A 21,694-nucleotide genomic window follows, 5' to 3' on the forward strand; every position below is an offset into this window, starting at 1 on the left:
CCCCATAGGTGGAGCGAATCCTATCCTGCATCTCAATCTACTGCGACTTGCGCGCCTCCCTTGCGCGGCACCGCACTGAAAAGCAGAACTTTTACCACGATGACCAACACGGCCAGGGCGGCAAACAGCAAACCACTGTAAAGGGTGCCCTGCAATCCCATGCGTGTCAGGAACCAACCACCGGTGGTAGAACCAATCGTCACGCCCAGATTGATGAACGATATGTAGATGCCGGTGGCGAACTCCGGCGCGTGCGGCGCTTCGGAGGTCAACCATATCTGCGTAACGATCAGCCCGCTGGTATGGGTCGCGCCCCAGATCACCACGATCAACAGCATTGTCATCACGGACGGGCTGGCGAACAGATACAACAACCCATAGGCTGCGGCCAGCAGGACCGGGTGCAGGATCGTTGTCCTGACCATGTTCTGACCGATCAGTTTGCCGGCATACAGATTGCCGGCAACACCACCGATACCGAAGACCACCAGCAGAACACTGATCAATTGCGCGCTCATGCCAGTTTCTTTGGCCAGGTACTCGGTCGAGTAGCTGTACACGGAAAACATCGCGGCGAAAATCAGGGTCGAAGCGGCAATGTTCAGCCAGAGCGGGAATTTACGCAGAATTGCCAACTGTTCCTTATAGGAAATACCGAGTTTCCCGGGCGCATCCGGCAGCCTGACAATGATCCCCAGGCCCGCAATGCAGTTGACCGCAGCGCAAAACAGAAACGAGGCTTCGTAGGAAAATTGTGCAGCGATAAGTGTCGTCAGTGGCACCCCAAGCACCATACCCATGCTGGTGCCGACAAAAGCCTTGGCAGCGGCGCGGGTTGATTCACCTGGCGGGTAGAGCGAAGTAGCCGCAACAAATGCCAGGGAAAAATACACGGGGTGGAACAGCGCCGGGATGATGCGCAGCACCATCAGCGATTCAAAGTTGGGTGCATAGGCCGACAGCACACTGGTCCCGGCAAAAATGAACAGGGCAATCGTGAGGACCTTCTTGCGGTTGAAGCGCGAAAGCAGCAACACCATGATCGGGCCGAACATTGCAATGATCAGTGCGAACAGCCCAACCAACAGGCCCGCCTGCGACGCACTGATCGAGAAGCGCTCGATAATCACCGGAAGAATCCCGACGACACCGAACTCGATGGTGTAAACACCAAACAGGCCCAATGCCAGGAAGTAGATCGGATGGAGCATTTTCATGAGTCAGACTCCAGCGGGACCACGATTTTTCCGAACTGCTCGCCCGCATCCAGATAACGGTGGGCGGCAACGATCCGGCCGAACACAAAGGTTTTCGCAATGATCGGGCTAGCGCCCCCTTTTCGAGACCGGCGTGTGGTCATTGCCCGTAGACGGCGTTGCAAAGGTCTACGGTGAACTGCCCGAACATGCCTTCGAATGCGGTGTTGGTGAAGGCGACCACTGTCAGTTGCTCTGCCGGGTCGACAAACCACGAATGCCCATAGGCTCCGCCCAGCCGCCAACTGCCAACCGACTCGGCGGTTTGGGCCGCTGCCGGGTCCTTGAGTACCGTGAAGCCCAGACCGAAGCCGCGCCCGGGCCAGTTGTCCAGTTCCAGTTCGCCGGTCTGGTTGCTGCCCATTTCATCGACCAGTGCCTTGGGCAGTAACGGCGCGCCGCCCTTGCGCAAGGTTTCGAGCAACTGAAGAAATTCACCCGCGCTACCGACCAAGCCGGAACCGCCGGAGTTATAAGCCTGTGGGTCCAGCGCCCGGGCCGGCTCCAGCTTGATGCCAGCATTCCCTTCGAAGACTGGAATCACTTCCAGCGCTTTCATGCGCCGTGGCTGTGGCTGATCGTTCAGGTACGCCGGACTCAGGCGGCTGACCTCTGAAACACTGAAGCCGGTATCGCGCAACGCCAGTGGCCGGGAAATCAGCTCGTCGATGGCCACGGCGAGGGACGTGCCGTTTACCGCGGCAATCAACCCGCCTAGTACATCAGTGGCGATCGAATAACCCCATCCGCTGCCGGGTTTGTACAACAAAGGGGCATGGCTCAGACGGCGCAGGTTTTCTTCCAGCGTAAGGCTGCTGCACTCCATACCGTCGGACACCCCGGCATCGCGATAAGGGCCGCCTTGCTCGCTTTCCAGGAAGCCATAAGTCAAACCGGCGGTATGACACAGCAACTCACGCACAGTGATGGTCGCGGGCTGGCCGTCACCCAGGGTCGGTTTGAAGTAAGGCAACCAGTGCTTGATGTCATCGTCCAACTGGATTTTGCCTTGGGCGACCAGTACCAGCGCCGCCACCGAAACGATCGGCTTGGATACCGAAGACAGCCGAAACAAGGCATCCTCGCGCATCGGCAATTGCGCTTCACGATCGGCTAGGCCGGCCGCTCGGCGATAGATAAGCGTGCCCCGGTGAGCCACCAGCACCACGGCGCCGACCAGGCGTTGGTCGTACAGCGTCTGTTCGAGCACGGCGTCGATTCGTAAACCCAACTGATCGGGCTCGAACGAGCGAAGAGACTGTAATGGGCGAAGCGGTTGGTTGACTGACATGTCTGGCCCCGAAATAGCTGAATGGATTATCTGGTTGGGGCGATGGTAGAGCCGGCCATTGCGGAGAAACAGAGGTTACACTTCCGGGGTCCACGGACCTTTTTGTCCGCAATCAGAGGAGTGAGCGTTGGATAAGCTCAATGGCATCACGGTGTTCGTGCAAGCCGCCGAAAGCCGCAGTTTTGTAGGGGCCGGCCGTTTGCTCGGGATCTCCGCCTCGGCAGTGGGCAAGAGCATTGCACGCATGGAAGAGAAACTCGGCGCGCGTCTGTTTCATCGCAATACCCGCAGCATCAATCTGACCGGCGAGGGCTCGCTGTTTCTGGAGCGCTGCCGCAGAGTGCTCAACGAGCTGGAAGCCGCGGAGCAGGAACTCTCCAGCGCCAGCGAGACACCACGCGGCAAACTGCGCATCAGCCTGCCGCTGCTCGGCAACGTATTGTTCATGCAACTGTCACGGTTCATGCAGTGTTATCCAGAGATACAGCTAGAGCTGGACTTCACCGATCGGCTGGTGGATGTGATCGAGGAAGGCTTCGACGCGGTGGTGCGCACCGGCCAGTTGCACGACTCCCGATTAGTGGCAAGGAAACTGGACAGCTTCGGCTACTACCTGGTGGGCGCTCCAAGCTACTTTGCCAGCAACGGCTATCCGGCCAATGTAGAGCAACTGCAAGAGCACCACTGCCTTCATTACAAACTGCCTTCGACGGGCAAACTGGAAAAATGGCCGCTGTCGGGGCTCGCGCAAGGCACAGAGGTGAAGGTGCCGGCGACGATGGCCTGCAATAACCTGGAAATGCTGATCCACATGGCCAGACAAGGACTGGGCATCGCCTGTGTCCCCGAATTCGCGGTGCGTGAGGCTTTGGACAACGGTGAACTGGTGTCGATTCTGCCCGATCGGGTGCAGCGCACACTGAACATACAGGTGGTGTGGCCATCGAGCCGGCACCTCACGCCGAAGCTGCGGGCGTTCATTGATTTTATTTGTGACGGGCGCGCGCGCGGATGAGGGCTGCCGGCTTTTTAATGGTTTTTCCCGGGGATTCCAGTTTAGCGGTGAGAACAGGGTGATTGCTGGACAGTGAGCCGAATAGACGCCATATTCGGCTCATCACATGAGCCGAATATCATTTCTAATCGGCTCACCTCACTCCAAGAGTACCGCCCCCATGACACCACATTGGATCTGGCAGCAGCCTGATTGGCCGAATTTCCAATGGAAAGCCGAGCGCTTGACGCCACTTTTGCGCGACTGCGTTCAGGCGCAAGGTCGGTTGATGGGGATGGCCAGTTCGGTAGGCAGTTCGTTGAGCACGCAAAACGAACTGGATGCGTTGTTGCAGAACATCGTGACCTCATCCGCTATCGAGGGTGAACAGTTAAATGTTGGCTCCGTACGCTCTTCTCTGGCGCGACGGTTGGGGTTGGACCTGGCAAATGGCGAAAAGGTGAGCCAGCGCAGTGAAGGCCTTGCGCAATTGATGTTCGACGCGACCCGGCATTTCGCTGAGCCACTGACATTGGTTCGATTGCTGGATTGGCATCAATGGCTGTTTCCTGAGCAAGACATGGATCTCGCCGCCCGGTCGATCCGTGTCGGTGCCCTGCGCGGCGACGAGCCCATGCAAGTGGTTTCGGGGCGACTCGACAGGCCGACCGTTCACTTCGAAGCGTCGCCTCGCCTTGGTCTTGAGCGACAGCTCGAAACCTTCCTCACCTGGTTTGAAGCCAGTCGAAATCAAGTTGGCCTCGACCCTTTGCTGCGGGCCGGCGTCGCGCACTTCTGGTTCGTGACGTTGCATCCTTTCGACGATGGCAATGGTCGCCTGACGCGAACGATCACTGATCTGGCCCTGGCTCAGGGTGAAGCTCAGGCCATCCGTTTCTACGCTATGTCGGCGAGTATTCTGGATGATCGTTCAGGCTATTACCGAGTGCTAGAAACCAGCCAGAAAGCCACGCTGGATATCACCGAGTGGCTGGAGTGGTTCCTGCAAACCTTGTTGCGCAGTTTGCAGCAAGCCATGACGCGGATCGAGTCGGTGCTGGGCAAGGCGCGTTTCTGGCAGGCGCATCGGGAATCCGAACTGTCGGCCGAGCAGAGCAAAGTACTGAATCGCTTGCTCGATGGCGGGGAACGAGGTTTCGATAATGGCATCAGCGCCGCTCAGTACCAGGCAGTGGCAAAGGTTTCCAAAGCCACCGCAACCCGTCATCTGGCCGAACTGCTAGAGAAGGGCTGCCTGAAACGGTTGCCCGGCGGCGGGCGCAGCACTCGATATCAAATCAGCTATCCCGATGACTCAACACATTAATCATGATCACCACAGAGGCGAATTGACTCCCAAAACCATTGACCGAAACGCCTCGCTCATTTGCCCATACCCCCTATGTCTGCTAGTGTCGCGCCGGTTTAACGTCAACCGGAAATAGCCGCCATGGCCCGCAAAAAAGCTGCACTGGATTTCGAACAATCCCTCGCTGACCTGCAAACGCTGGTAGAGCGTCTGGAGAACGGCGAATTGTCGCTGGAAGACTCGCTGACCGCTTTCGAGCAGGGCATCGGGCTGACCCGTGATTGCCAGGCGGCGCTGGCTCAGGCCGAGCAGAAGGTTCAAGTGCTGCTCGAGCGTGATGGCGAGTTGGCCGAGGAACCCTTCGACGCGGATCAACCAGAATGATTGCAGCGTATTCGGCGACCAGCCAGGCCCGCGTCAATGCGGTACTGGAAACCCTGTTCAATCCGCCCGGCCCTGAACTCGCCCGCCTCTACGAAGCCATGCGCTACAGCGTGATGAATGGCGGCAAGCGCGTACGCCCGTTGCTGGCCTACGCCGCGTGTGAGGCGCTGGGCGGCAAGGCCGAGCAAGCCAACGGTGCGGCTTGCGCGGTGGAACTGATCCACGCCTATTCGCTGGTGCACGATGATTTGCCGGCCATGGACGACGACGATCTGCGTCGCGGCCAGCCGACTACGCATAAAAAATTCGATGAAGCCTGTGCAATCCTCGCCGGTGACGGTTTGCAGAGTCTGGCCTTCAGCGCCCTGCTCGACCCGCGCCTGAGCAATTGCGACGCCGAAACCCGTCTGCAGATGGTCAGCGCCCTGGCATTGGCGGCGGGCCCGGCGGGCATGGTCGGCGGCCAAGCCATCGATCTCGGTTCGGTGGGCCTCAAGCTCGATCAAAAAGCCCTTGAATACATGCACCGGCACAAGACCGGCGCGCTGATCGAAGTCAGCGTCAAGCTCGGTGCCCTGGCCAGCGGTCATGCCGCGAAGGACGAACTGAAGTCCCTGCAGAGTTATGCACAGGCCATTGGCCTGGCATTTCAGGTCCAGGACGACATTCTCGACGTTGAAAGTGACACCGAAACCCTCGGCAAACGCCAGGGCGCCGATATCGCCCGGGACAAGCCGACCTACCCGGCCCTGCTCGGTCTCGACGCGGCCAAGGCCTATGCCCTGGAATTGCGCGACCAGGCGCTGCACACGCTGCGACCGTTTGACGCGGCGGCCGAGCCATTGCGCGATCTGGCCCGGTATATCGTCGATCGCCGCAGCTGACGGCGTATCCGCCAAAAAAAAACCAACGCGTGGGCAGGGGGCGATGCATCAGGTAAACTGCTGCATCTTTTATACCTATAACGATTCGCCTGATGCCCACGACGTTTCATGAGATTCCCCGCAAGCGCCCGACCACGCCCCTGCTCGACCGTGCCAACACGCCGGACGGCCTGCGCCGGTTAGGCGAAGCCGAGCTGGAAACCCTGGCCGATGAGTTGCGCCTGGAATTGCTCTACACGGTCGGTCAGACCGGTGGGCATTTCGGTGCCGGCCTGGGCGTCATCGAGCTGACCATCGCGTTGCATTACGTCTTCGACACCCCGGACGACCGGCTGGTGTGGGACGTGGGTCATCAGGCCTACCCGCACAAAATCCTCACCGGCCGTCGCGAGCGCATGAGCACCCTGCGCCAGAAGGACGGCATTGCCGCCTTCCCGCGTCGCTCCGAGAGCGAGTACGACACCTTTGGCGTCGGCCACTCCAGCACCTCGATCAGCGCCGCGCTGGGCATGGCAATTGCCGCCCGCCTGCAAAACAGCGATCGCAAGGCGATTGCCGTGATCGGCGACGGCGCACTGACCGCCGGCATGGCCTTCGAGGCGTTGAACCACGCGCCGGAAGTGGACGCCAACATGCTGGTGATCCTCAACGACAACGACATGTCGATCTCGCGCAACGTCGGCGGGCTGTCGAACTATCTGGCGAAAATCCTTTCCAGCCGCACTTACGCGAGCATGCGTGAAGGCAGCAAAAAGGTCCTCTCGCGCCTGCCCGGCGCTTGGGAAATCGCCCGTCGTACCGAAGAATACGCCAAAGGCATGCTGGTCCCCGGCACGCTGTTCGAAGAGCTGGGCTGGAACTACATCGGCCCGATCGATGGCCACGATCTGCCGACCCTGATCGCCACGTTGCGCAACATGCGCGACCTCAAGGGCCCGCAATTCCTGCACGTGGTCACCAAGAAAGGCAAAGGCTTCGCTCCAGCGGAAGTCGACCCGATCGGCTACCACGCCATCACCAAACTCGAACCTGTGGACGCACCGGCCGCCGCGCCGAAGAAAGCCGGCGGGCCGAAGTATTCCGGCGTGTTCGGTGAATGGCTGTGCGACATGGCCGCGGCCGATCCGCGTCTGGTCGGAATCACCCCGGCAATGAAGGAAGGCTCCGACCTGGTGGCCTTCAGCGAGCGTTTCCCGCAGCGCTATTTCGACGTGGCGATTGCCGAGCAACACGCCGTGACCTTCGCCGCCGGCATGGCCTGCGAAGGCGCCAAACCAGTGGTGGCGATCTATTCGACTTTCCTGCAGCGTGGTTACGACCAACTTGTTCACGATGTGGCGGTGCAGAACCTCGACGTGCTGTTCGCCATCGACCGCGCAGGCCTGGTGGGTGAAGACGGCCCGACACACGCGGGCAGCTTCGACCTGTCGTTCCTGCGTTGCATCCCCGGGATGCTGGTGATGACCCCGAGCGACGAAAACGAACTGCGCAAAATGCTCAGCACCGGCCACCTGTACAATGGCCCGGCGGCGGTGCGTTATCCGCGCGGCACCGGCCCGAATGCGCCGATCGCGAAAGACCTCGAACCGATTGAAATCGGCAAGGGTGTCGTCCGCCGCCAGGGCAACAAAGTCGCCCTGCTGGTGTTCGGCGTGCAACTGGCCGAGGCGCTGAAAGTCGCCGAGACGCTGGATGCGACCGTGATCGACATGCGTTTCGTCAAACCGCTCGACGAAGCACTGGTTCGCGAAATCGCCGGCAGCCATGAATTGCTGGTGACCGTCGAAGAAAACGCAATCATGGGCGGTGCCGGTGGCGCGGTCAGCGAGTTCCTCGCCCGGGAAAACATCCTCAAATCGATGCTGCACCTGGGCTTGCCGGATACCTATGTGGAACACGCCAAGCCTGCGCAAATGCTGGCCGAATGTGGGCTGGATGAAGCGGGGATCGAAGAATCGGTACGTGAGCGCCTGCGACTGCTCAACCTGTAAACCCGATCCCTGTGCGGGAGCTGTCGAAGGCTTTGATCTTTTGATCTAGCTCTTCGGCGGCTCCGACCCGCCTAAAAGCAAAATCAAAAGATCACAGCCTTCGGCAACGCCTGCATGGTTTTTCTCTCACGCTTCCTTCTACGGCCAACGCCCTGGCCGATACCTTCAAACGCGACGCATCAGCCCAGTTGGCGCGGAATACAGTAGAGGTAGAACAGCACGGTGGTCGACAGCGCCAGCAGCACCAATGGAACGGCTTCAAGACCGACGAATACCGCCAGCGCACCGATCCAGGCAGGCAGGCCGGCGACCAGAAACGCGGCGCGGCGTTTTGTAGCCAGGGCGATCCAGGCGGCGGGTTCTTCAGGGGTATCGAGGGCTTTTTGGGTGGCGATCAGCGCGTGCTTGTAGTCGCCAAAGAACTTCAGACTGACAAACATCGAGGCCACACCGGCGATGAACAATGGCATGGCCAGCACCGGCAGAATCGCCTCGCTTTGGCCAAATACGCCGTTGATCACCAACAGCGGCAGCAAGGCCAGCGCCAGGTATTGCCACCAATTGACGGACAATCGTCGCCGTACCTGACCGCGGGTCACGCCCGATCAACCTCGCCCTGATGCTCATTGCCCATCATGTGGTCGAGCTTGCTGGCCTTGGTGGCCAGATAGAGTTTGTTGTGCGGGTTGTGCCCCGTGTGCAACGGCACGCGCTCGGCGACGACGATGCCCATGTCGGTCAAGGCTTTGACCTTGCGCGGGTTGTTGGTCATCAGACGCAGGGACTTCACGCCCAGGTGCTCCAGCATCGGCAGGCACATGGCGTAGTCGCGCTGATCAGCGGCGAAACCCAGACGCTCGTTGGCTTCAACGGTGTCGGCGCCGCCGTCCTGCAATTCATAGGCGCGGATCTTGTTCAACAGGCCAATACCACGACCTTCCTGACGCAAGTAGAGCAACACACCACGGCCTTCACGGGCGATCGCCTGCAAGGCTGCCTCGAGTTGCGAACCGCAGTCGCAACGCTGACTGAACAAGGCATCGCCGGTCAGGCATTCGGAGTGCAACCGGCCGAGTACCGGAGCACCGTCGGCGAACTCACCCAGGCTCAGCACCACGTGCTCGCGCCCGTTCTCTTCATCGAGAAAGCCATGCATGGTGAATTGCGCAAAAGGCGTTGGCAGCTTGGAAGCGGCGACAAAAACGACAGGCACCGATGTGCTCCTGTTCTATAAGTACTGAGGATTCGCAGAGGCGGCATTGTAACAGCACGCTCCTGCACACGCTTAGGCTGAATTATTGGCTATAACGATCAAAAAGTTTGATATCGAACCCGCCTGCTCCCTTGTGGAAACGAGCCTGCTCGCTCTCTCAGGGGAGTCCTCGCCAGTCCGCATGATCAGTTCGAGGCGAACGGATAGGGTTGCTTCCAGCGTTTGAAGATCGGTTTCAGCTGACCGCTTTTTACCAGCAATTCCATCCGCTGGTCGAACAGCACCATCAATTTGCGGGCATTCGGTGTGTCGGCAAAGCACAGATAAAGCGGCAAATCCACAATGTGCGTGCGGCGAAATTGCGACGGGGCCTTGGCTCGGTTGACGATGGAGTTAACCTCGTCCAGCGCGTCGATGTAGTAATCGATGCGGTTGTGAATCAGCATCGAAAGAATCCCGGTACGCCGCACGATTTCGTTGTAGCTCTGCACATTGGGTAAATAATCCTGGAATTTGTAGCCGCGCACCCAGGCCAATCGATAGCTGCCCAGGGTTTCCAGAGTCGGCGCCGGACTGCTGGCCAAGCCCAATGCATAGATCGGATCGGTATCGAAATGCCAGCGCGGATAGAGCACATCGCTCACTTCATCCCGATAAGCACCGACACAGGCGTCCACTTCGCCGCGCTGTGCCAGGCCCGTGGAGCGCGTGTAGGGTTCGGTTCGAATATCCAGTTTGACGCCAGCCGGCTCAAACACTTCGCGCAGCACATCCCAACCCAAACCACGACCATCGGCGTTGGTGAAGTCTTCCCAGGCTTCGCTGGCCAGATGAATCACAGACGGCGTCGTCGGCGCATCCCCGGCCCGGGCGAGCGAGCAAAACACCGCAAAAACCATTAACAGCAACCCGCTTCGCACCATCCGTAGTTCTCTCACTTGACTCCTCAGGCAAAAAGCCACACCAGCCCTTGCATCCCCAACCACGCAAACACCCCTGCCAGCACGTCGTCGAGCATGATCCCGACGCCACCGTGCACGTGCCGATCGATCCAACGAATCGGCCAAGGCTTGAGAATGTCGAAGAAACGGAACATCAGGAACCCCGCCAGCAACCAATACCAGCCTTCGGGCACCAGCCACAGGGTGATCCACATCCCGACCATTTCGTCCCAGACGATGCCTTCGTGGTCGTGCACGCGTAAATCATCGGCGACCTTACCGCACAGCCAGAAGCCGAACAACATGGTGATGCCGAGCATCAGCCAATAGCCCCAATCGGGCAGCATCTGCCACAACGGAATAAAGGGTAACGCCACTAACGAACCCCAGGTACCCGGCGCTTTTGGCAGGGTGCCCGAGCCGAAGCCGAACGCCAGAAAATGCCAAGGGTTGCGCCAGACCGACGGCGGTACGAACTCCGCCGGGACCTGTTTGGGATGATCTGTCACGGTGTCTCCCGAAAATGTTGATAACCCCGGATTGGCGGGGTGATGTCGTGTCCGTCGGCATCCAGAAGTGTCACGCCCTGCCCTGCTATGACCTGCCCAAGCACATGGATCGGCCAGCCGTCCGCCAGCAACGATGGCAACTCGGCGGGCGGCAAGGTGAAGGCCAGCACGTAATCGTCACCGCCGCTCAAGGCGGCTTGCTCAGCATCGGACTGACCAAGGAAGGCCAACAGCGCCTTCGACAACGGCAGCTTACTCCTCTCCACCTGAATCCCGACTTTCGACGCCAGGGCAATATGCCCGCAGTCGGCGAGCAGGCCGTCGGAGATGTCCAGCGCCGCAGTGGCTCTGCCGCGCAATGCCATGCCCAGACCCAGCTGCGGTTGCGGCGACCAGTAATGAGCCCGCAACGGATCAGCAATGGCCGGTTCAGCCATCCGCTGGCCGAGCACCAACGGCAATGCACCCGCGCCGTTCCCCAGCTCACCGCCCACGCAGAGCAAATCGCCCGGCTGTGCGCCGCTGCGGGTCAACGCCAAGCCGGTTGGCACCCGACCGAATACGGTCATGGTCAGGCTCAACGGCCCACGAGTGGTATCGCCACCCACCAGCGCCACACCGCAATTTTGCGCCATGAGGTTCAAACCACGGGCGAAGGCTTCCAGCCAATCAGTGGTCACCGTCGGCAAGGTCAGGGCAAGGGTAAAGGCAATGGGAGCGGCGCCCATGGCGGCCAGATCACTGACCGCCACAGCCAGCGAGCGCTGACCGAGCAGAAACGGGTCGCAGGGGTCTGCGAAATGCACACCGGCCACGAGTGTGTCGGTGGAAATCGCCAACTGCTCCCCAGGGGGAACAGTCAGCAAGGCGCAGTCGTCGCCAATCCCCAGAGCAACGCCTTCGCCGCCTTGCGCACAAGGCGCGGCGGCGAAGAAATTGCGGATCAGCTCAAACTCGCCCATCGCAAACTCAAGCGCTGGTTAGCGCTTGAACGCCTTCACTTCAGCTTCACGCAGACGCGGGGCCAGCTTGTCGAGCACACCGTTGACGAACTTGTGGCCATCGGTGGAACCGAAGACCTTGGCCAGTTCGATACCTTCGTTGATCACAACGCGGTACGGCACATCAACGCGCTCGAGCAGCTCCCAGGTAGACAGGCGCAGAACCGCCAGTTCAACCGGGTCCAGCTCTTCGATGGTGATGTCCAGGCATGGCGCCAGTGCGGCGTCGATCCGGTCCTTCTGAGCCGGAACCCCATGCAGGATTTCGCGGAAGTAGGCGCCGTCGACATCGCTGAAATCGTTATCGACCCGAAACTGCGCTTCGATCTCGTTCAGCGATTGCTTGGCCATATGCCATTGGTACAGCGCCTGAGTCGCGAGCTGACGGGCTTCGCGACGCTTGACGCTTTTCGATGGCTTGCCGGCATCCGCAGGCTTTGGATCGCGCGGGTTGAAACGATCGCTATCGTCGCTAATCACTTGGCCTCCAACTGCGCCAGCAGGCTGACCATTTCCAGGGCGGACAGGGCAGCTTCAGCACCTTTGTTACCGGCCTTGGTGCCGGAACGTTCGATGGCTTGTTCGATGGAATCAACGGTCAGTACGCCGAAAGCGACCGGTACGCCGAACTCCATGGACACCTGGGCCAGGCCCTTGGTGCATTCGCCAGCCACGTATTCGAAGTGCGGAGTACCGCCACGAATGACTGCGCCCAAGGCGATGATTGCCGCGAACTCGCCCTTCTGAGCGACTTTCTGCGCAACCAGCGGGATTTCGAAGGCGCCAGGCGCACGGATGATGGTGATGTCGCTTTCGCTCACGCCATGGCGAACCAGGGCATCAACTGCACCGCTGACCAGGCTTTCAACGACGAAGCTGTTGAAACGGCCCACTACCAAAGCGTAGCGGCCTTTAGGGGCGATGAAGGTACCTTCGATGGTCTTCAGGGTCATTCGTTAGATCTCTTAAAGAGCCGGGACGCGTTTTCTACGCGTCCCTCAGTGATGTGTTAACCGCGAATACAGGCCCGCAAATTGCCGGTCATTATTCGGAGGGCACGTATTCTACAACTTCCAGATCGAAACCGGATATCGCATTAAATTTCATCGGCGCACTCATCAGGCGCATTTTGCGCACGCCCAGGTCCCGTAGGATCTGCGAACCGGCACCGACGATGCTGTAGGTGGTCGGTTTTTTCACTGCGCTGTGATCCGCGGTTTCGCGGATATGCGCCAGCAACACGTCGCCATCGAGCGGGTGACCGAGCAACAGCACCACGCCGCTGCCAGCCTCGGCAACCGCAGCCATGGCGGCGCGCAGGCTCCAGCGGCCCGGTTGTTTGACCATCAACAGGTCACGCAGCGGGTCCATGTTGTGCACCCGGACCAGCGTCGGCTCTTCGGCGCACACGGTGCCCAGGGTCAGGGCCATGTGCACGTCGCCTTCCACCGAATCACGATAGGTCACCAGGTTGAACTGGCCCAGTTCGCTGTCCAGCGGCTGCTCGGCAATCCGCTGAACGGTACGTTCGTGGATCATCCGGTAGTGAATCAGGTCGGCGATGGTGCCGATCTTGATGTTGTGTTCGGCGGCAAACGCTTCGAGTTCGGCGCGACGGGACATGGTGCCATCGTCGTTCATCACTTCGCAGATCACACCGCTCGGCTCGAAACCGGCCATGCGCGCCAGGTCGCAGGCCGCTTCGGTGTGACCGGCGCGGGCCAGCGTACCGCCGGCCTGGGCCATCAGCGGGAAGATGTGGCCGGGGCTAACGATGTCTTCAGCCTTGGCGTCTTTGGCGGCAGCGGCTTGCACGGTGCGCGCACGGTCGGCCGCGGAGATACCGGTGGTCACGCCTTCGGCGGCTTCGATGGACACGGTGAACTTGGTGCCGAAACCGGAACCGTTTCGTGGTGCCATCAACGGCAGCTTGAGCAGTTCGCAGCGCTCGCGGCTCATCGGCATGCAGATCAGGCCACGGGCGTGCTTGGCCATGAAATTGATGTGTTCAGGCTGGCAGCACTCGGCGGCCATGATCAGGTCGCCTTCGTTCTCGCGGTCTTCGTCATCCATGAGGATGACCATCTTGCCTTGGCGGATGTCTTCAACCAGTTCTTCGATGCTATTGAGCGCCACAAGGCACCCCCCTTCTTTCGAAATTTGAGCTTCAGGATTTGAGGTAGCCGTTTTGGGCCAGAAAGCTTTCAGTAATGGTGCTGCCAGGCCGTTGCGAAGAGTCGCTTGGCTCTGCGGCCTTGTCGCCGAGCAGAAGGCGCTCCAGATAACGTGCCAGCAAGTCGACTTCCAGGTTCACCCGACGACCAGGCTGGTACGACGCCATGATGGTTTCGCTCAGGGTGTGCGGAATGATGGTCAGCAAGAACTCGGCGCCATCGACCGCGTTCACGGTCAGGCTGGTGCCGTCGACGGTGATCGAGCCTTTATGGGCAATGTACTTGGCCAGGTCTTTCGGGGCACGGATGCGAAATTCCACGGCGCGGGCATTTTCGGTGCGGGCAACCACTTCGCCTACGCCATCGACATGACCGCTGACCAGATGCCCGCCGAGACGGGTGGTCGGGGTCAGGGCTTTTTCCAGATTCACCGGGCTGCCGCTTTTGAGGTCATTCATTGCGGTGCAGTCGAGGGTTTCGCGACTGACGTCCGCCGCAAAGCCATTGCCCGGCAATTCAACCGCGGTCAAGCACACGCCGTTGACCGCAATGCTGTCGCCCAGCTTTACGTCGCTCAGGTCGAGCTTGCCGGTTTCTACGTAAACCCGCACATCTCCGCCTTTTGGGGTCAATGCACGAATACTGCCGATGGATTCGATGATGCCGGTAAACATGGAGTCCTCCTCGAGAACAGAGCCAGCGCTAGAGCAATGGCCAGGAATTATACGCTCGCCGATGGCACAGGGATGGCAGTGACTCGCCAGTCATCGCCAACCGCGCGGATTTCGGTGATTTTGAGCTCGGGTGCGTCTTTCATCTGTGCCAGTGGCCAGTCCAGCAAGGGGCGGGCCGAGGAGCCGAGAAACGTGCCGGCGATGAATATCTGGAATTCGTCCACCAGCCCTAGCTGGGCAAACGCGCCAGCCAGTCGCGGGCCGGCTTCGACCAGCACGTCATTGACGCCACGGTTGGCGAGTTCGACCAGCAACTGATGCAGATCGACCTGACCGTCATCGCCCGGCACAATCAGGCATTCCGGCCCGTTGGCGTACTGTTCTTCCACCGCCACACACGTGGCGACCAGTGCGGGACCGGCCTTGAAGAACGGTACATCCAGCGGCACCCGCAGGCGACCGTCGATCAGCACGCGAAGCGGCGGGCGACTCATGACCAGCGCGGTTTGCTCAGCGTCCAGACCCAATTCGTCGGCACGCACGGTCAAACGCGCATTGTCCGCCAGTACCGTGTCGGCGCCAGTCAGCACCACGCTGGCCTCGGCGCGCAAACGCTGTACCGCCGAACGCGCCGCCGGCCCGGTGATCCACTGGCTCTCGCCGCTTTCCATCGCCGTGCGACCGTCGAGGCTCATCGCCAACTTGACCCGCACGAACGGCAAGCCGTGTTCCATGCGTTTGAGGAAGCCTTGATTGAGCTTGCGTGCCTCGCCTTCCAGCACACCGCTGTCGGTGGCGATACCAGCCTGAGCCAGACGTTGCAAACCGCGACCGGCGACTTCCGGGTTTGGGTCCTGCATCGCCGCAACGACGCGCGCCACACCGGCATTCACCAGCGCATCGGCGCAGGGCGGCGTACGGCCGTGGTGGCTGCAAGGCTCAAGCGTCACGTAAGCCGTGGCGCCCCGCGCCTTGTCGCCAGCGGCGAGCAACGCGTGGACTTCGGCGTGGGGCTCGCCGGTACGCACATGCCAGCCTTCGCCGACAATCTGCCCGTCACGCACCACCACGCAGCCAACCCGGGGGTTGGGGTGGGTTGTGTAATGACCTTTGCGTGCCAGTTCCAGGGCCCGGGCCATGTAATGCGCGTCGAGGATGGCTTGTTCGGAAGAAGTGGTCATTCTTTCACCGGTTCACGGGCGAGGCGATCGATCTCTTCGCGGAACTCGTTGAGGTCCTGGAAGCGTCGGTACACCGAAGCGAAGCGGATATAGGCGACTTCATCAAGCTTCTTCAGCTCCTCCATCACCAGTTCGCCGACCACGAGAGACTTAACCTCGCGTTCGCCGGTGGCACGCAGCTTATGTTTGATGTGCACCAGCGACGACTCGAGGCGCTCGACACTCACCGGACGCTTCTCCAGCGCCCGCTGCATGCCGGCGCGCAGTTTTTCTTCGTCGAACGGCTGGCGACTGCCGTCGGTTTTGATCAGGCGCGGCAACACCAGTTCAGCGGTTTCGAACGTCGTGAAACGTTCGCCGCAGGCCAGGCATTCACGCCGGCGGCGCACCTGTTCGCCCTCGGCGACCAGACGCGAGTCGATGACCTTGGTGTCGTTGGCACCGCAGAAGGGACAGTGCATGGTGGCAGGCAACAAAAAATGGGAGGGCCATGGTAGCGCATCCCCGTGGCAAGACAAGCCATAGGGTTTGCGGTATACAGACTGGCTGTATATGGATTTCACTTGCTGGAGCCGCCAATGTCTTTACGCCCCCTCATTTTGCTCAGTCTTTTCAGCCTGTTGGTGGCCTGTGGCAGCGATGCGCCCAAGCCCCAGCCGCCAACGCCCGGCCCTGCACCACAACAGGCGCAGAAGAAAGCCAAGGCATCGACCGAGCTCGGCCCCCTGCCGGCTTATCAACGTGAATTGAGCGGCACACTGCAGGGCGTGCCGGCCGGTGCCGAAGTCGAACTGGCGTTGCTGGTGATCGACGAAAAGGATCGTCCACAACTATTGCTCGCCAGTTCCAACCTGATCGGTACCAATCAAGCTTTGCCGTTTCGCCTGCGCTTCAACCCTGAATCCTTTCCGGCCGGCGCCCGCGTCGAGCTTCGCGGCCGCGCCAGTCAGTCAGGGCAGTTGATCCTGCATCTGCCGGCGCAAATGATCACACAGCCAACCACCCAGGCATTGGGTCAGCTGCAATTCGTCAAAGCACCATGATTGCACCGCTCGACCTGCAACAGGCGTTAAGCGAACTGCTCGGCGATGCACAGCTTGTCGCCTGTGAGTTGCCAGACACCGAGCTGAAACTCTGGCTGATCGACGGCGACAATATGGACCGTGCCTTCAGCCCGGAAGAAACCCGGCGGATTCTCCACGAGCCGCCGTACTGGAGTTTCTGCTGGGCCAGTGGGCTGGCCGTGGCTCGCTATCTCGCCGAGCACCCGCAATGGGTCGAAGGTAAACGGGTGCTGGATTTCGGCGCCGGCTCAGGGGTGGCCGGGATTGCGGCGGTGAAAGCCGGGGCACTGGAAGTGGTGGCCTGTGACCTGGACCCGCTGGCGATTGCCGCGTGTCGGGCGAATGCCGAACTCAATGGCGTGCAGCTCAGCTACTCGACAGACTTTTTCGCCGAGGCGGATCGGTTTGATCTGATTCTGGTGGCCGATGTGTTGTACGACCGGGCGAATCTGCCGCTACTTGACGAGTTTCTCAGCCGTGGCCAGGAAGCCTTGGTGGCGGATTCGCGCGTGAGGGATTTTTGCCATCCCTTGTATCGGCGCATTGAAATGCTGGAAGCGATGACCTTGCCGGATCTGGCCGAGCCCGAAGAGTTTCGGTATGTGAGCCTCTACCACGCCACCCGGACATGATCGTTCCCACGCTCCGCGTGGGAATGCCTCCAGTGACGCTCTGCGTTACGCGGTACGAAGGGACGCGGAGCGTCCCGGGCTGCATTCCCACGCGGAGCATGGGAACGATCAGTGTTACGGCTTTCAGTAGCCCCTCGCGAAGCCTTATAGTGACCACATTCACGCTTTTACGAGATCCCCCATGAGTCAGGAAACGCCGTACATTTTCGACGCCACGACTGCCGATTTCGACCAGTCGGTGATCGAGAGCTCTTTTCACAAACCGGTGCTGGTGGATTTCTGGGCCGAATGGTGTGCGCCGTGCAAGGCCTTGATGCCGATGCTGCAAACCATTGCCGAGAGCTATCAGGGCGAGTTGCTGCTGGCCAAGGTCAATTGCGACATCGAGCAGGATATTGTTGCGCGCTTCGGTATACGCAGCCTGCCGACCGTGGTGCTGTTCAAGGACGGTCAGCCGGTGGACGGTTTTGCCGGTGCACAACCGGAATCGGCTGTGCGCACGATGCTCGAACCCCACGTGCAAATGCCGCCGCCCGCTGCGACCGACCCGTTCGAACAGGCTCAGGCGCTGTTCGATGAGGGCCGCTATGCCGACGCCGAAGCCACGCTCAAAGTACTGCTGGCTGAAGACAACACCAACGCCAAGGCGCTGATCCTCTACGCCCGCTGCCTGACTGAGCGCGGCGAGCTGGGTGAAGCGCAAGTCGTGCTCGACGCGGTCAAGACCGATGAGCACAAGGCCGCGCTGGCCGGCGCCAAGGCGCAGATCCAGTTCCTCGGTCAGGCCAGGGATTTGCCGGATGCGGCAGACCTGAAAGCACGTCTGGCGAAAAATCCGCAGGACGATGAGGCAGTCTATCAACTGGCGATCCAGCAACTGGCCCGTCAGCAATACGACGCGGCACTGGATGCCCTGCTGAAACTGTTCATCCGCAATCGCAGCTACAGCGAAGGCTTGCCGCACAAGACCTTGCTGCAGGTGTTCGAACTGCTGGGCAATGATCACCCGCTGGTGACCACGTACCGTCGCAAGTTGTTTGCCGCGCTTTATTAAGTGGATCGGGCCATGTGAACCCGATCCCGTAGGAGCGGCCGCAGGCTCCTACGCTGGCTTACACCAGCTGTACAGCGGCGTATCCCCGCCGCTCATCACTTTGACATCTGCGCAGTGGCGCAAGCGCACCAGCAAGCGCTTGCCCGCTGCTGCGCTGCCAGTCAGCCCTTCCAGTTGCTCCAGCAAATCCGGCCCGCTCAATTGCCCGGCCTTGCGCAACAATTCCTGGGCGATCTGCCACAGCGCATCGTCCTGATTCACCGGTTTGGCGGGCGTAGCACTCGCCTCTGGTTTTGCTGTCTGCAACTGCGCACCCAGCTGTGCCCAGTCGCCTTCATCCAGCTCCAGCGTCAAATCCACCGGCCAGTCGCCGATGCTTCCGCGTATTCGCAACATAAGTCTGCTCCTGCCCATACCTGACTCGCATGCTCCCATGGGCCTTGCACAACGCCAAGCAGACGGTCAAACTCTCGGCACTTCCGTTATAAGATTACATAACAAATCTTTCATTTTACTTTTCGGAGACCCACCATGCGCCGTCTGCTGCTCGCTTTGCCGTTTGCCTTGTTGCCGCTGGCTCTCGCCCACGCCGCTGTCGAACATGATCATGATGAGCACGGCAGCCTCAGCGCCCACGAACATGGCGTCGGTCGCCTGAACGCGGCGCTGGACGGCCAGACGCTGGAGCTGGAACTGGAAAGCCCGGCGATGAATCTGGTGGGTTTCGAACACGCCGCCAGCACCGACGCCGACAAGGCCAAAGTCGCCACCGTCCGCGCGCAGCTGGAAAAACCGTTGGTGCTGTTCAACCTGCCGAAAGCCGCCGGTTGCGTGGTCGCGACTCAGGAACTGGAAAGCCCGTTGTTCGGTGACAAGCCGGATGCCGATGACCATGACGAAGAAGACGCCAAAGACGGTCACGAGCATCACCAGGACCATAGCGAGATCCATGCCCATTACCAATTCAGCTGCTCGGCCCCGGGCGCGCTGAAGACCCTGGACCTGGCGACTATCTTCAACACATTCCCGGCCACCCAGAAGATTCAGGTACAACTGATCAGCCCGAGTGGCCAGCAAGGGGTTGAAGTAACAACCAAGGCTGCCGCCCTCAAGTTCTAAACCCACCCCGACCATCAGCACTCATGAAACCGGTTAAATGACCCAAGCACTCATCGAACTGTCCGACCTGGGCTTCAGTTGGCCCGGTCATCCGCCGCTGCTGGACATCCCGGCGTTTCGCCTTATGCCGGGTGAAACCCTGTTCCTCAAAGGCCCCAGTGGCAGTGGCAAGACCACCCTACTGGGCCTACTCGGTGGCGTGCAAAAGCCCGATCGCGGCAGCATTCGCCTGCTCGGCCAGGAGCTGACCGAACTCTCTGCCGGTGCTCGCGACCACTTCCGCGTCGATCACACCGGCTACATCTTCCAGCAGTTCAACTTGCTGCCATTTCTCTCAGTGCGTGAGAACGTTGAGCTGCCCTGCCACTTTTCCAAACTACGTGCCGAACGGGCGAAACAGCGCCACGGCAGCGTCGATCAGGCGGCCGCCACCCTGCTTGCCCACCTGGGTTTGACCGATCAAAACTTGCTCAGCCGCCGCGCCGATTCTCTGTCCATCGGCCAGCAGCAACGGGTCGCCGCCGCGCGTGCGTTGATTGGTCAGCCGGAACTGGTGATCGCCGACGAACCGACCTCGGCGCTGGACTACGACGCCCGCGAGAACTTCATTCGCCTGCTGTTCGCCGAATGCCGCGAAGCCGGGTCGAGCCTGTTGTTTGTCAGCCATGACCAGAGTCTCGCGCCGCTGTTCGATCGCCACCTGTCGCTGGCCGATCTCAATCGCGCCGCCACCCCGTCCGAGGTCTGAGATGTATTTGTTTCGTCTAGCCATGGCCAGTCTGGCTAACCGTCGCTTCACCGCGATCCTCACCGCGTTCGCCATCGCCCTGTCGGTCTGCTTGCTGCTGGCGGTGGAGCGGGTGCGCACCGAGGCCAAGGCCAGTTTTGCCAGCACCATCAGCGGCACCGACCTGATCGTCGGCGCGCGTTCCGGTTCAGTGAACCTGTTGCTGTACTCGGTGTTCCGCATCGGCAACGCCACCAACAACATCCGTTGGGACAGCTTTGAACATTTCGCCAACAACCCGAAAGTGAAGTGGGCGATCCCGATGTCCCTCGGTGACTCCCATCGCGGTTATCGGGTGATGGGCACCACCGAGGCGTACTTCGAGCATTATCAGTATGGCCATCAACAGCACCTCGAACTCGCCGATGGCCGCGCCTTCGCCAGCGATCCGTTCGAAGTGGTGCTCGGCGCCGAAGTGGCCGATGCGCTGCATTACAAGCTCGGCGACAAACTGGTGTTGGCCCATGGCGTGGCGGTGATCAGCCTGGTCAAACACGACGACAAACCGTTCACCGTGGTCGGCATTCTCAAACGCACCGGCACCCCGGTGGACCGCACGCTGCACATCAGCCTCGGCGGGATGGAAGCCATTCACGTCGACTGGCACAACGGCGTGCCGGCGCGCGGTAACGGCCGGATCAGTGCCGACCAAGCGCGCAACATGGACCTGAAGCCGCAAGCGATCACAGCGTTCATGCTCGGCCTCAACAGCAAGATTTCAACGTTTGCGCTGCAACGGGAGATCAATGAATTCCGTGGCGAGCCGATGCTGGCGATCCTGCCGGGTGTGGCATTGCAAGAGCTGTGGAGTTTGATGAGCACGGCGGAAAAAGCCTTGTTCGTCGTCTCGCTGTTCGTGGTGCTGACCGGGTTGATCGGTATGCTCACGGCGATCCTCACCAGCCTCAACGAACGGCGCCGAGAGATGGCGATTCTGCGTTCGGTCGGCGCGCGGCCGTGGCACATCGCGACCTTGTTGGTGCTGGAAGCCTTTGCCCTGGCGTTGTCGGGGGTGATTGCCGGTGTGGCGCTGTTGTACGTGTGCATTGCCGCGGCTCAGGGTTACGTGCAGGCGAATTACGGCTTGTATTTGCCGCTGGCCTGGCCGAGTGAATATGAATGGACGCTGCTCGGTGGCATCCTGATCGCCGCGCTGCTGATGGGCAGCGTGCCGGCCTGGCGTGCTTATCGCCAATCCTTGGCCGATGGTCTGTCGATCCGACTATGAGGACGTTG

General features: G+C 60.5%; 25 protein-coding genes. 11 read left to right on the forward strand and 14 right to left on the reverse strand.

Features of this window, described 5'->3' with window-relative positions; translation table 11 throughout:
* Positions 1-32: 32 nt before the first annotated feature.
* The gene (locus tag LOY56_RS23315) at positions 33-1,217 is read right to left on the reverse strand and encodes an MFS transporter (protein WP_258617369.1); all 1,185 of its coding nucleotides are present in this window, start codon (positions 1,215-1,217) and stop codon (positions 33-35) included.
* A 139-nt stretch (positions 1,218-1,356) separates the two neighbouring features.
* Positions 1,357-2,547: a serine hydrolase gene (locus LOY56_RS23325; protein ID WP_258617371.1), complete on the reverse strand. Its 1,191-nt coding sequence runs from the start codon at positions 2,545-2,547 to the stop codon at positions 1,357-1,359.
* 127 nt (positions 2,548-2,674) lie between these two features.
* Between LOY56_RS23325 and LOY56_RS23330 the strand changes: the two genes are divergently transcribed.
* The 5 genes from LOY56_RS23330 to dxs all read left to right on the forward strand — a co-directional run bounded on the left by LOY56_RS23330 (position 2,675) and on the right by dxs (position 8,109).
* The gene (locus LOY56_RS23330) at positions 2,675-3,562 is read left to right on the forward strand and encodes a LysR family transcriptional regulator (RefSeq protein WP_258617372.1); all 888 of its coding nucleotides are present in this window, start codon (positions 2,675-2,677) and stop codon (positions 3,560-3,562) included.
* 160 nt (positions 3,563-3,722) lie between these two features.
* Entirely contained in the window at positions 3,723-4,868 is a 1,146-nt protein-coding gene (locus tag LOY56_RS23335; RefSeq protein WP_258617374.1) for a Fic family protein, read from the forward strand.
* Positions 4,869-4,991: 123 nt separating this feature from the next.
* Entirely contained in the window at positions 4,992-5,234 is a 243-nt protein-coding gene (locus LOY56_RS23340) for an exodeoxyribonuclease VII small subunit (protein WP_007894317.1), read from the forward strand.
* Positions 5,231-6,118, forward strand: a complete 888-nt coding sequence (gene ispA, locus LOY56_RS23345; protein ID WP_258617375.1) for a (2E,6E)-farnesyl diphosphate synthase — start codon at positions 5,231-5,233, stop codon at positions 6,116-6,118. The genes LOY56_RS23340 and ispA overlap by 4 nt, the downstream gene beginning before the upstream one ends.
* A gap of 92 nt (positions 6,119-6,210) precedes the next feature.
* Positions 6,211-8,109 (forward strand): 1-deoxy-D-xylulose-5-phosphate synthase, encoded by a 1,899-nt coding sequence (gene dxs / locus LOY56_RS23350; RefSeq protein ID WP_258617377.1) that lies wholly within the window; start codon positions 6,211-6,213, stop codon positions 8,107-8,109.
* A 179-nt stretch (positions 8,110-8,288) separates the two neighbouring features.
* Here the strand turns inward: dxs and LOY56_RS23355 are convergent, their stop codons facing one another.
* From LOY56_RS23355 to nrdR, 11 genes are all read right to left on the reverse strand, one after another.
* A complete protein-coding gene (locus LOY56_RS23355) occupies positions 8,289-8,708 on the reverse strand; it encodes an MFS transporter (protein WP_258617379.1) in 420 nt (139 codons plus the stop codon).
* Positions 8,705-9,322: a GTP cyclohydrolase II gene (gene ribA / locus LOY56_RS23360; RefSeq protein ID WP_007906827.1), complete on the reverse strand. Its 618-nt coding sequence runs from the start codon at positions 9,320-9,322 to the stop codon at positions 8,705-8,707. The genes LOY56_RS23355 and ribA overlap by 4 nt, the downstream gene beginning before the upstream one ends.
* Positions 9,323-9,507: 185 nt before the next feature.
* Positions 9,508-10,245, reverse strand: coding sequence for an ABC transporter substrate-binding protein (locus tag LOY56_RS23365; RefSeq protein WP_258622858.1), 738 nt, complete (start codon positions 10,243-10,245; stop codon positions 9,508-9,510).
* A gap of 23 nt (positions 10,246-10,268) precedes the next feature.
* Positions 10,269-10,772, reverse strand: coding sequence for a phosphatidylglycerophosphatase A (locus tag LOY56_RS23370; protein WP_258617383.1), 504 nt, complete (start codon positions 10,770-10,772; stop codon positions 10,269-10,271).
* The gene (gene thiL / locus LOY56_RS23375) at positions 10,769-11,734 is read right to left on the reverse strand and encodes a thiamine-phosphate kinase (RefSeq protein WP_258617384.1); all 966 of its coding nucleotides are present in this window, start codon (positions 11,732-11,734) and stop codon (positions 10,769-10,771) included. The genes LOY56_RS23370 and thiL overlap by 4 nt, the downstream gene beginning before the upstream one ends.
* A gap of 18 nt (positions 11,735-11,752) precedes the next feature.
* Positions 11,753-12,253 (reverse strand): transcription antitermination factor NusB, encoded by a 501-nt coding sequence (gene nusB / locus LOY56_RS23380; RefSeq protein WP_038981348.1) that lies wholly within the window; start codon positions 12,251-12,253, stop codon positions 11,753-11,755.
* Positions 12,250-12,726, reverse strand: a complete 477-nt coding sequence (gene ribE / locus LOY56_RS23385) for a 6,7-dimethyl-8-ribityllumazine synthase (RefSeq protein ID WP_003228649.1) — start codon at positions 12,724-12,726, stop codon at positions 12,250-12,252. Before ribE ends, nusB begins: the two co-directional genes overlap by 4 nt.
* 91 nt (positions 12,727-12,817) lie before the next feature.
* Positions 12,818-13,909, reverse strand: coding sequence for a bifunctional 3,4-dihydroxy-2-butanone-4-phosphate synthase/GTP cyclohydrolase II (gene ribBA, locus LOY56_RS23390; RefSeq protein ID WP_007906834.1), 1,092 nt, complete (start codon positions 13,907-13,909; stop codon positions 12,818-12,820).
* Positions 13,910-13,940: 31 nt separating this feature from the next.
* Positions 13,941-14,621, reverse strand: coding sequence for a riboflavin synthase (locus LOY56_RS23395; RefSeq protein ID WP_258617385.1), 681 nt, complete (start codon positions 14,619-14,621; stop codon positions 13,941-13,943).
* 47 nt (positions 14,622-14,668) lie between these two features.
* Positions 14,669-15,802: a bifunctional diaminohydroxyphosphoribosylaminopyrimidine deaminase/5-amino-6-(5-phosphoribosylamino)uracil reductase RibD gene (ribD, locus tag LOY56_RS23400; protein ID WP_258617386.1), complete on the reverse strand. Its 1,134-nt coding sequence runs from the start codon at positions 15,800-15,802 to the stop codon at positions 14,669-14,671.
* Positions 15,799-16,263, reverse strand: a complete 465-nt coding sequence (nrdR, locus tag LOY56_RS23405; RefSeq protein WP_258617392.1) for a transcriptional regulator NrdR — start codon at positions 16,261-16,263, stop codon at positions 15,799-15,801. The genes ribD and nrdR overlap by 4 nt, the downstream gene beginning before the upstream one ends.
* 117 nt (positions 16,264-16,380) lie before the next feature.
* On the opposite strand from nrdR, the gene LOY56_RS23410 reads away from it, so the two are divergent.
* The 3 genes from LOY56_RS23410 to trxA all read left to right on the forward strand — a co-directional run bounded on the left by LOY56_RS23410 (position 16,381) and on the right by trxA (position 18,552).
* The gene (locus LOY56_RS23410) at positions 16,381-16,845 is read left to right on the forward strand and encodes a YbaY family lipoprotein (protein ID WP_258617393.1); all 465 of its coding nucleotides are present in this window, start codon (positions 16,381-16,383) and stop codon (positions 16,843-16,845) included.
* The gene (locus LOY56_RS23415) at positions 16,842-17,498 is read left to right on the forward strand and encodes a methyltransferase (protein ID WP_258617394.1); all 657 of its coding nucleotides are present in this window, start codon (positions 16,842-16,844) and stop codon (positions 17,496-17,498) included. The genes LOY56_RS23410 and LOY56_RS23415 overlap by 4 nt, the downstream gene beginning before the upstream one ends.
* Before the next feature lie 181 nt (positions 17,499-17,679).
* Positions 17,680-18,552 (forward strand): thioredoxin, encoded by an 873-nt coding sequence (gene trxA, locus LOY56_RS23420; protein ID WP_258617395.1) that lies wholly within the window; start codon positions 17,680-17,682, stop codon positions 18,550-18,552.
* Between the two features lie 48 nt (positions 18,553-18,600).
* Here the strand turns inward: trxA and LOY56_RS23425 are convergent, their stop codons facing one another.
* Positions 18,601-18,948: a hypothetical protein gene (locus tag LOY56_RS23425; protein WP_258617396.1), complete on the reverse strand. Its 348-nt coding sequence runs from the start codon at positions 18,946-18,948 to the stop codon at positions 18,601-18,603.
* Between the two features lie 135 nt (positions 18,949-19,083).
* Here LOY56_RS23425 and LOY56_RS23430 point away from each other — a divergent pair, with 135 nt between their 5' ends.
* The 3 genes from LOY56_RS23430 to LOY56_RS23440 are packed head-to-tail and all read left to right on the forward strand — an operon-like array spanning position 19,084 to position 21,686.
* On the forward strand, positions 19,084-19,671 hold the full coding sequence (locus LOY56_RS23430; protein WP_258617397.1) for a DUF2796 domain-containing protein: 588 nt from the start codon (positions 19,084-19,086) through the stop codon (positions 19,669-19,671).
* A gap of 37 nt (positions 19,672-19,708) precedes the next feature.
* A complete protein-coding gene (locus LOY56_RS23435) occupies positions 19,709-20,419 on the forward strand; it encodes an ABC transporter ATP-binding protein (RefSeq protein ID WP_258617398.1) in 711 nt (236 codons plus the stop codon).
* A gap of 1 nt (position 20,420) precedes the next feature.
* The gene (locus tag LOY56_RS23440) at positions 20,421-21,686 is read left to right on the forward strand and encodes an ABC transporter permease (RefSeq protein WP_258617399.1); all 1,266 of its coding nucleotides are present in this window, start codon (positions 20,421-20,423) and stop codon (positions 21,684-21,686) included.
* Positions 21,687-21,694: the final 8 nt, after the last annotated feature.

The sequence above is a fragment of the Pseudomonas sp. B21-048 genome (genome assembly GCF_024748615.1).
GTDB lineage: Bacteria > Pseudomonadota > Gammaproteobacteria > Pseudomonadales > Pseudomonadaceae > Aquipseudomonas.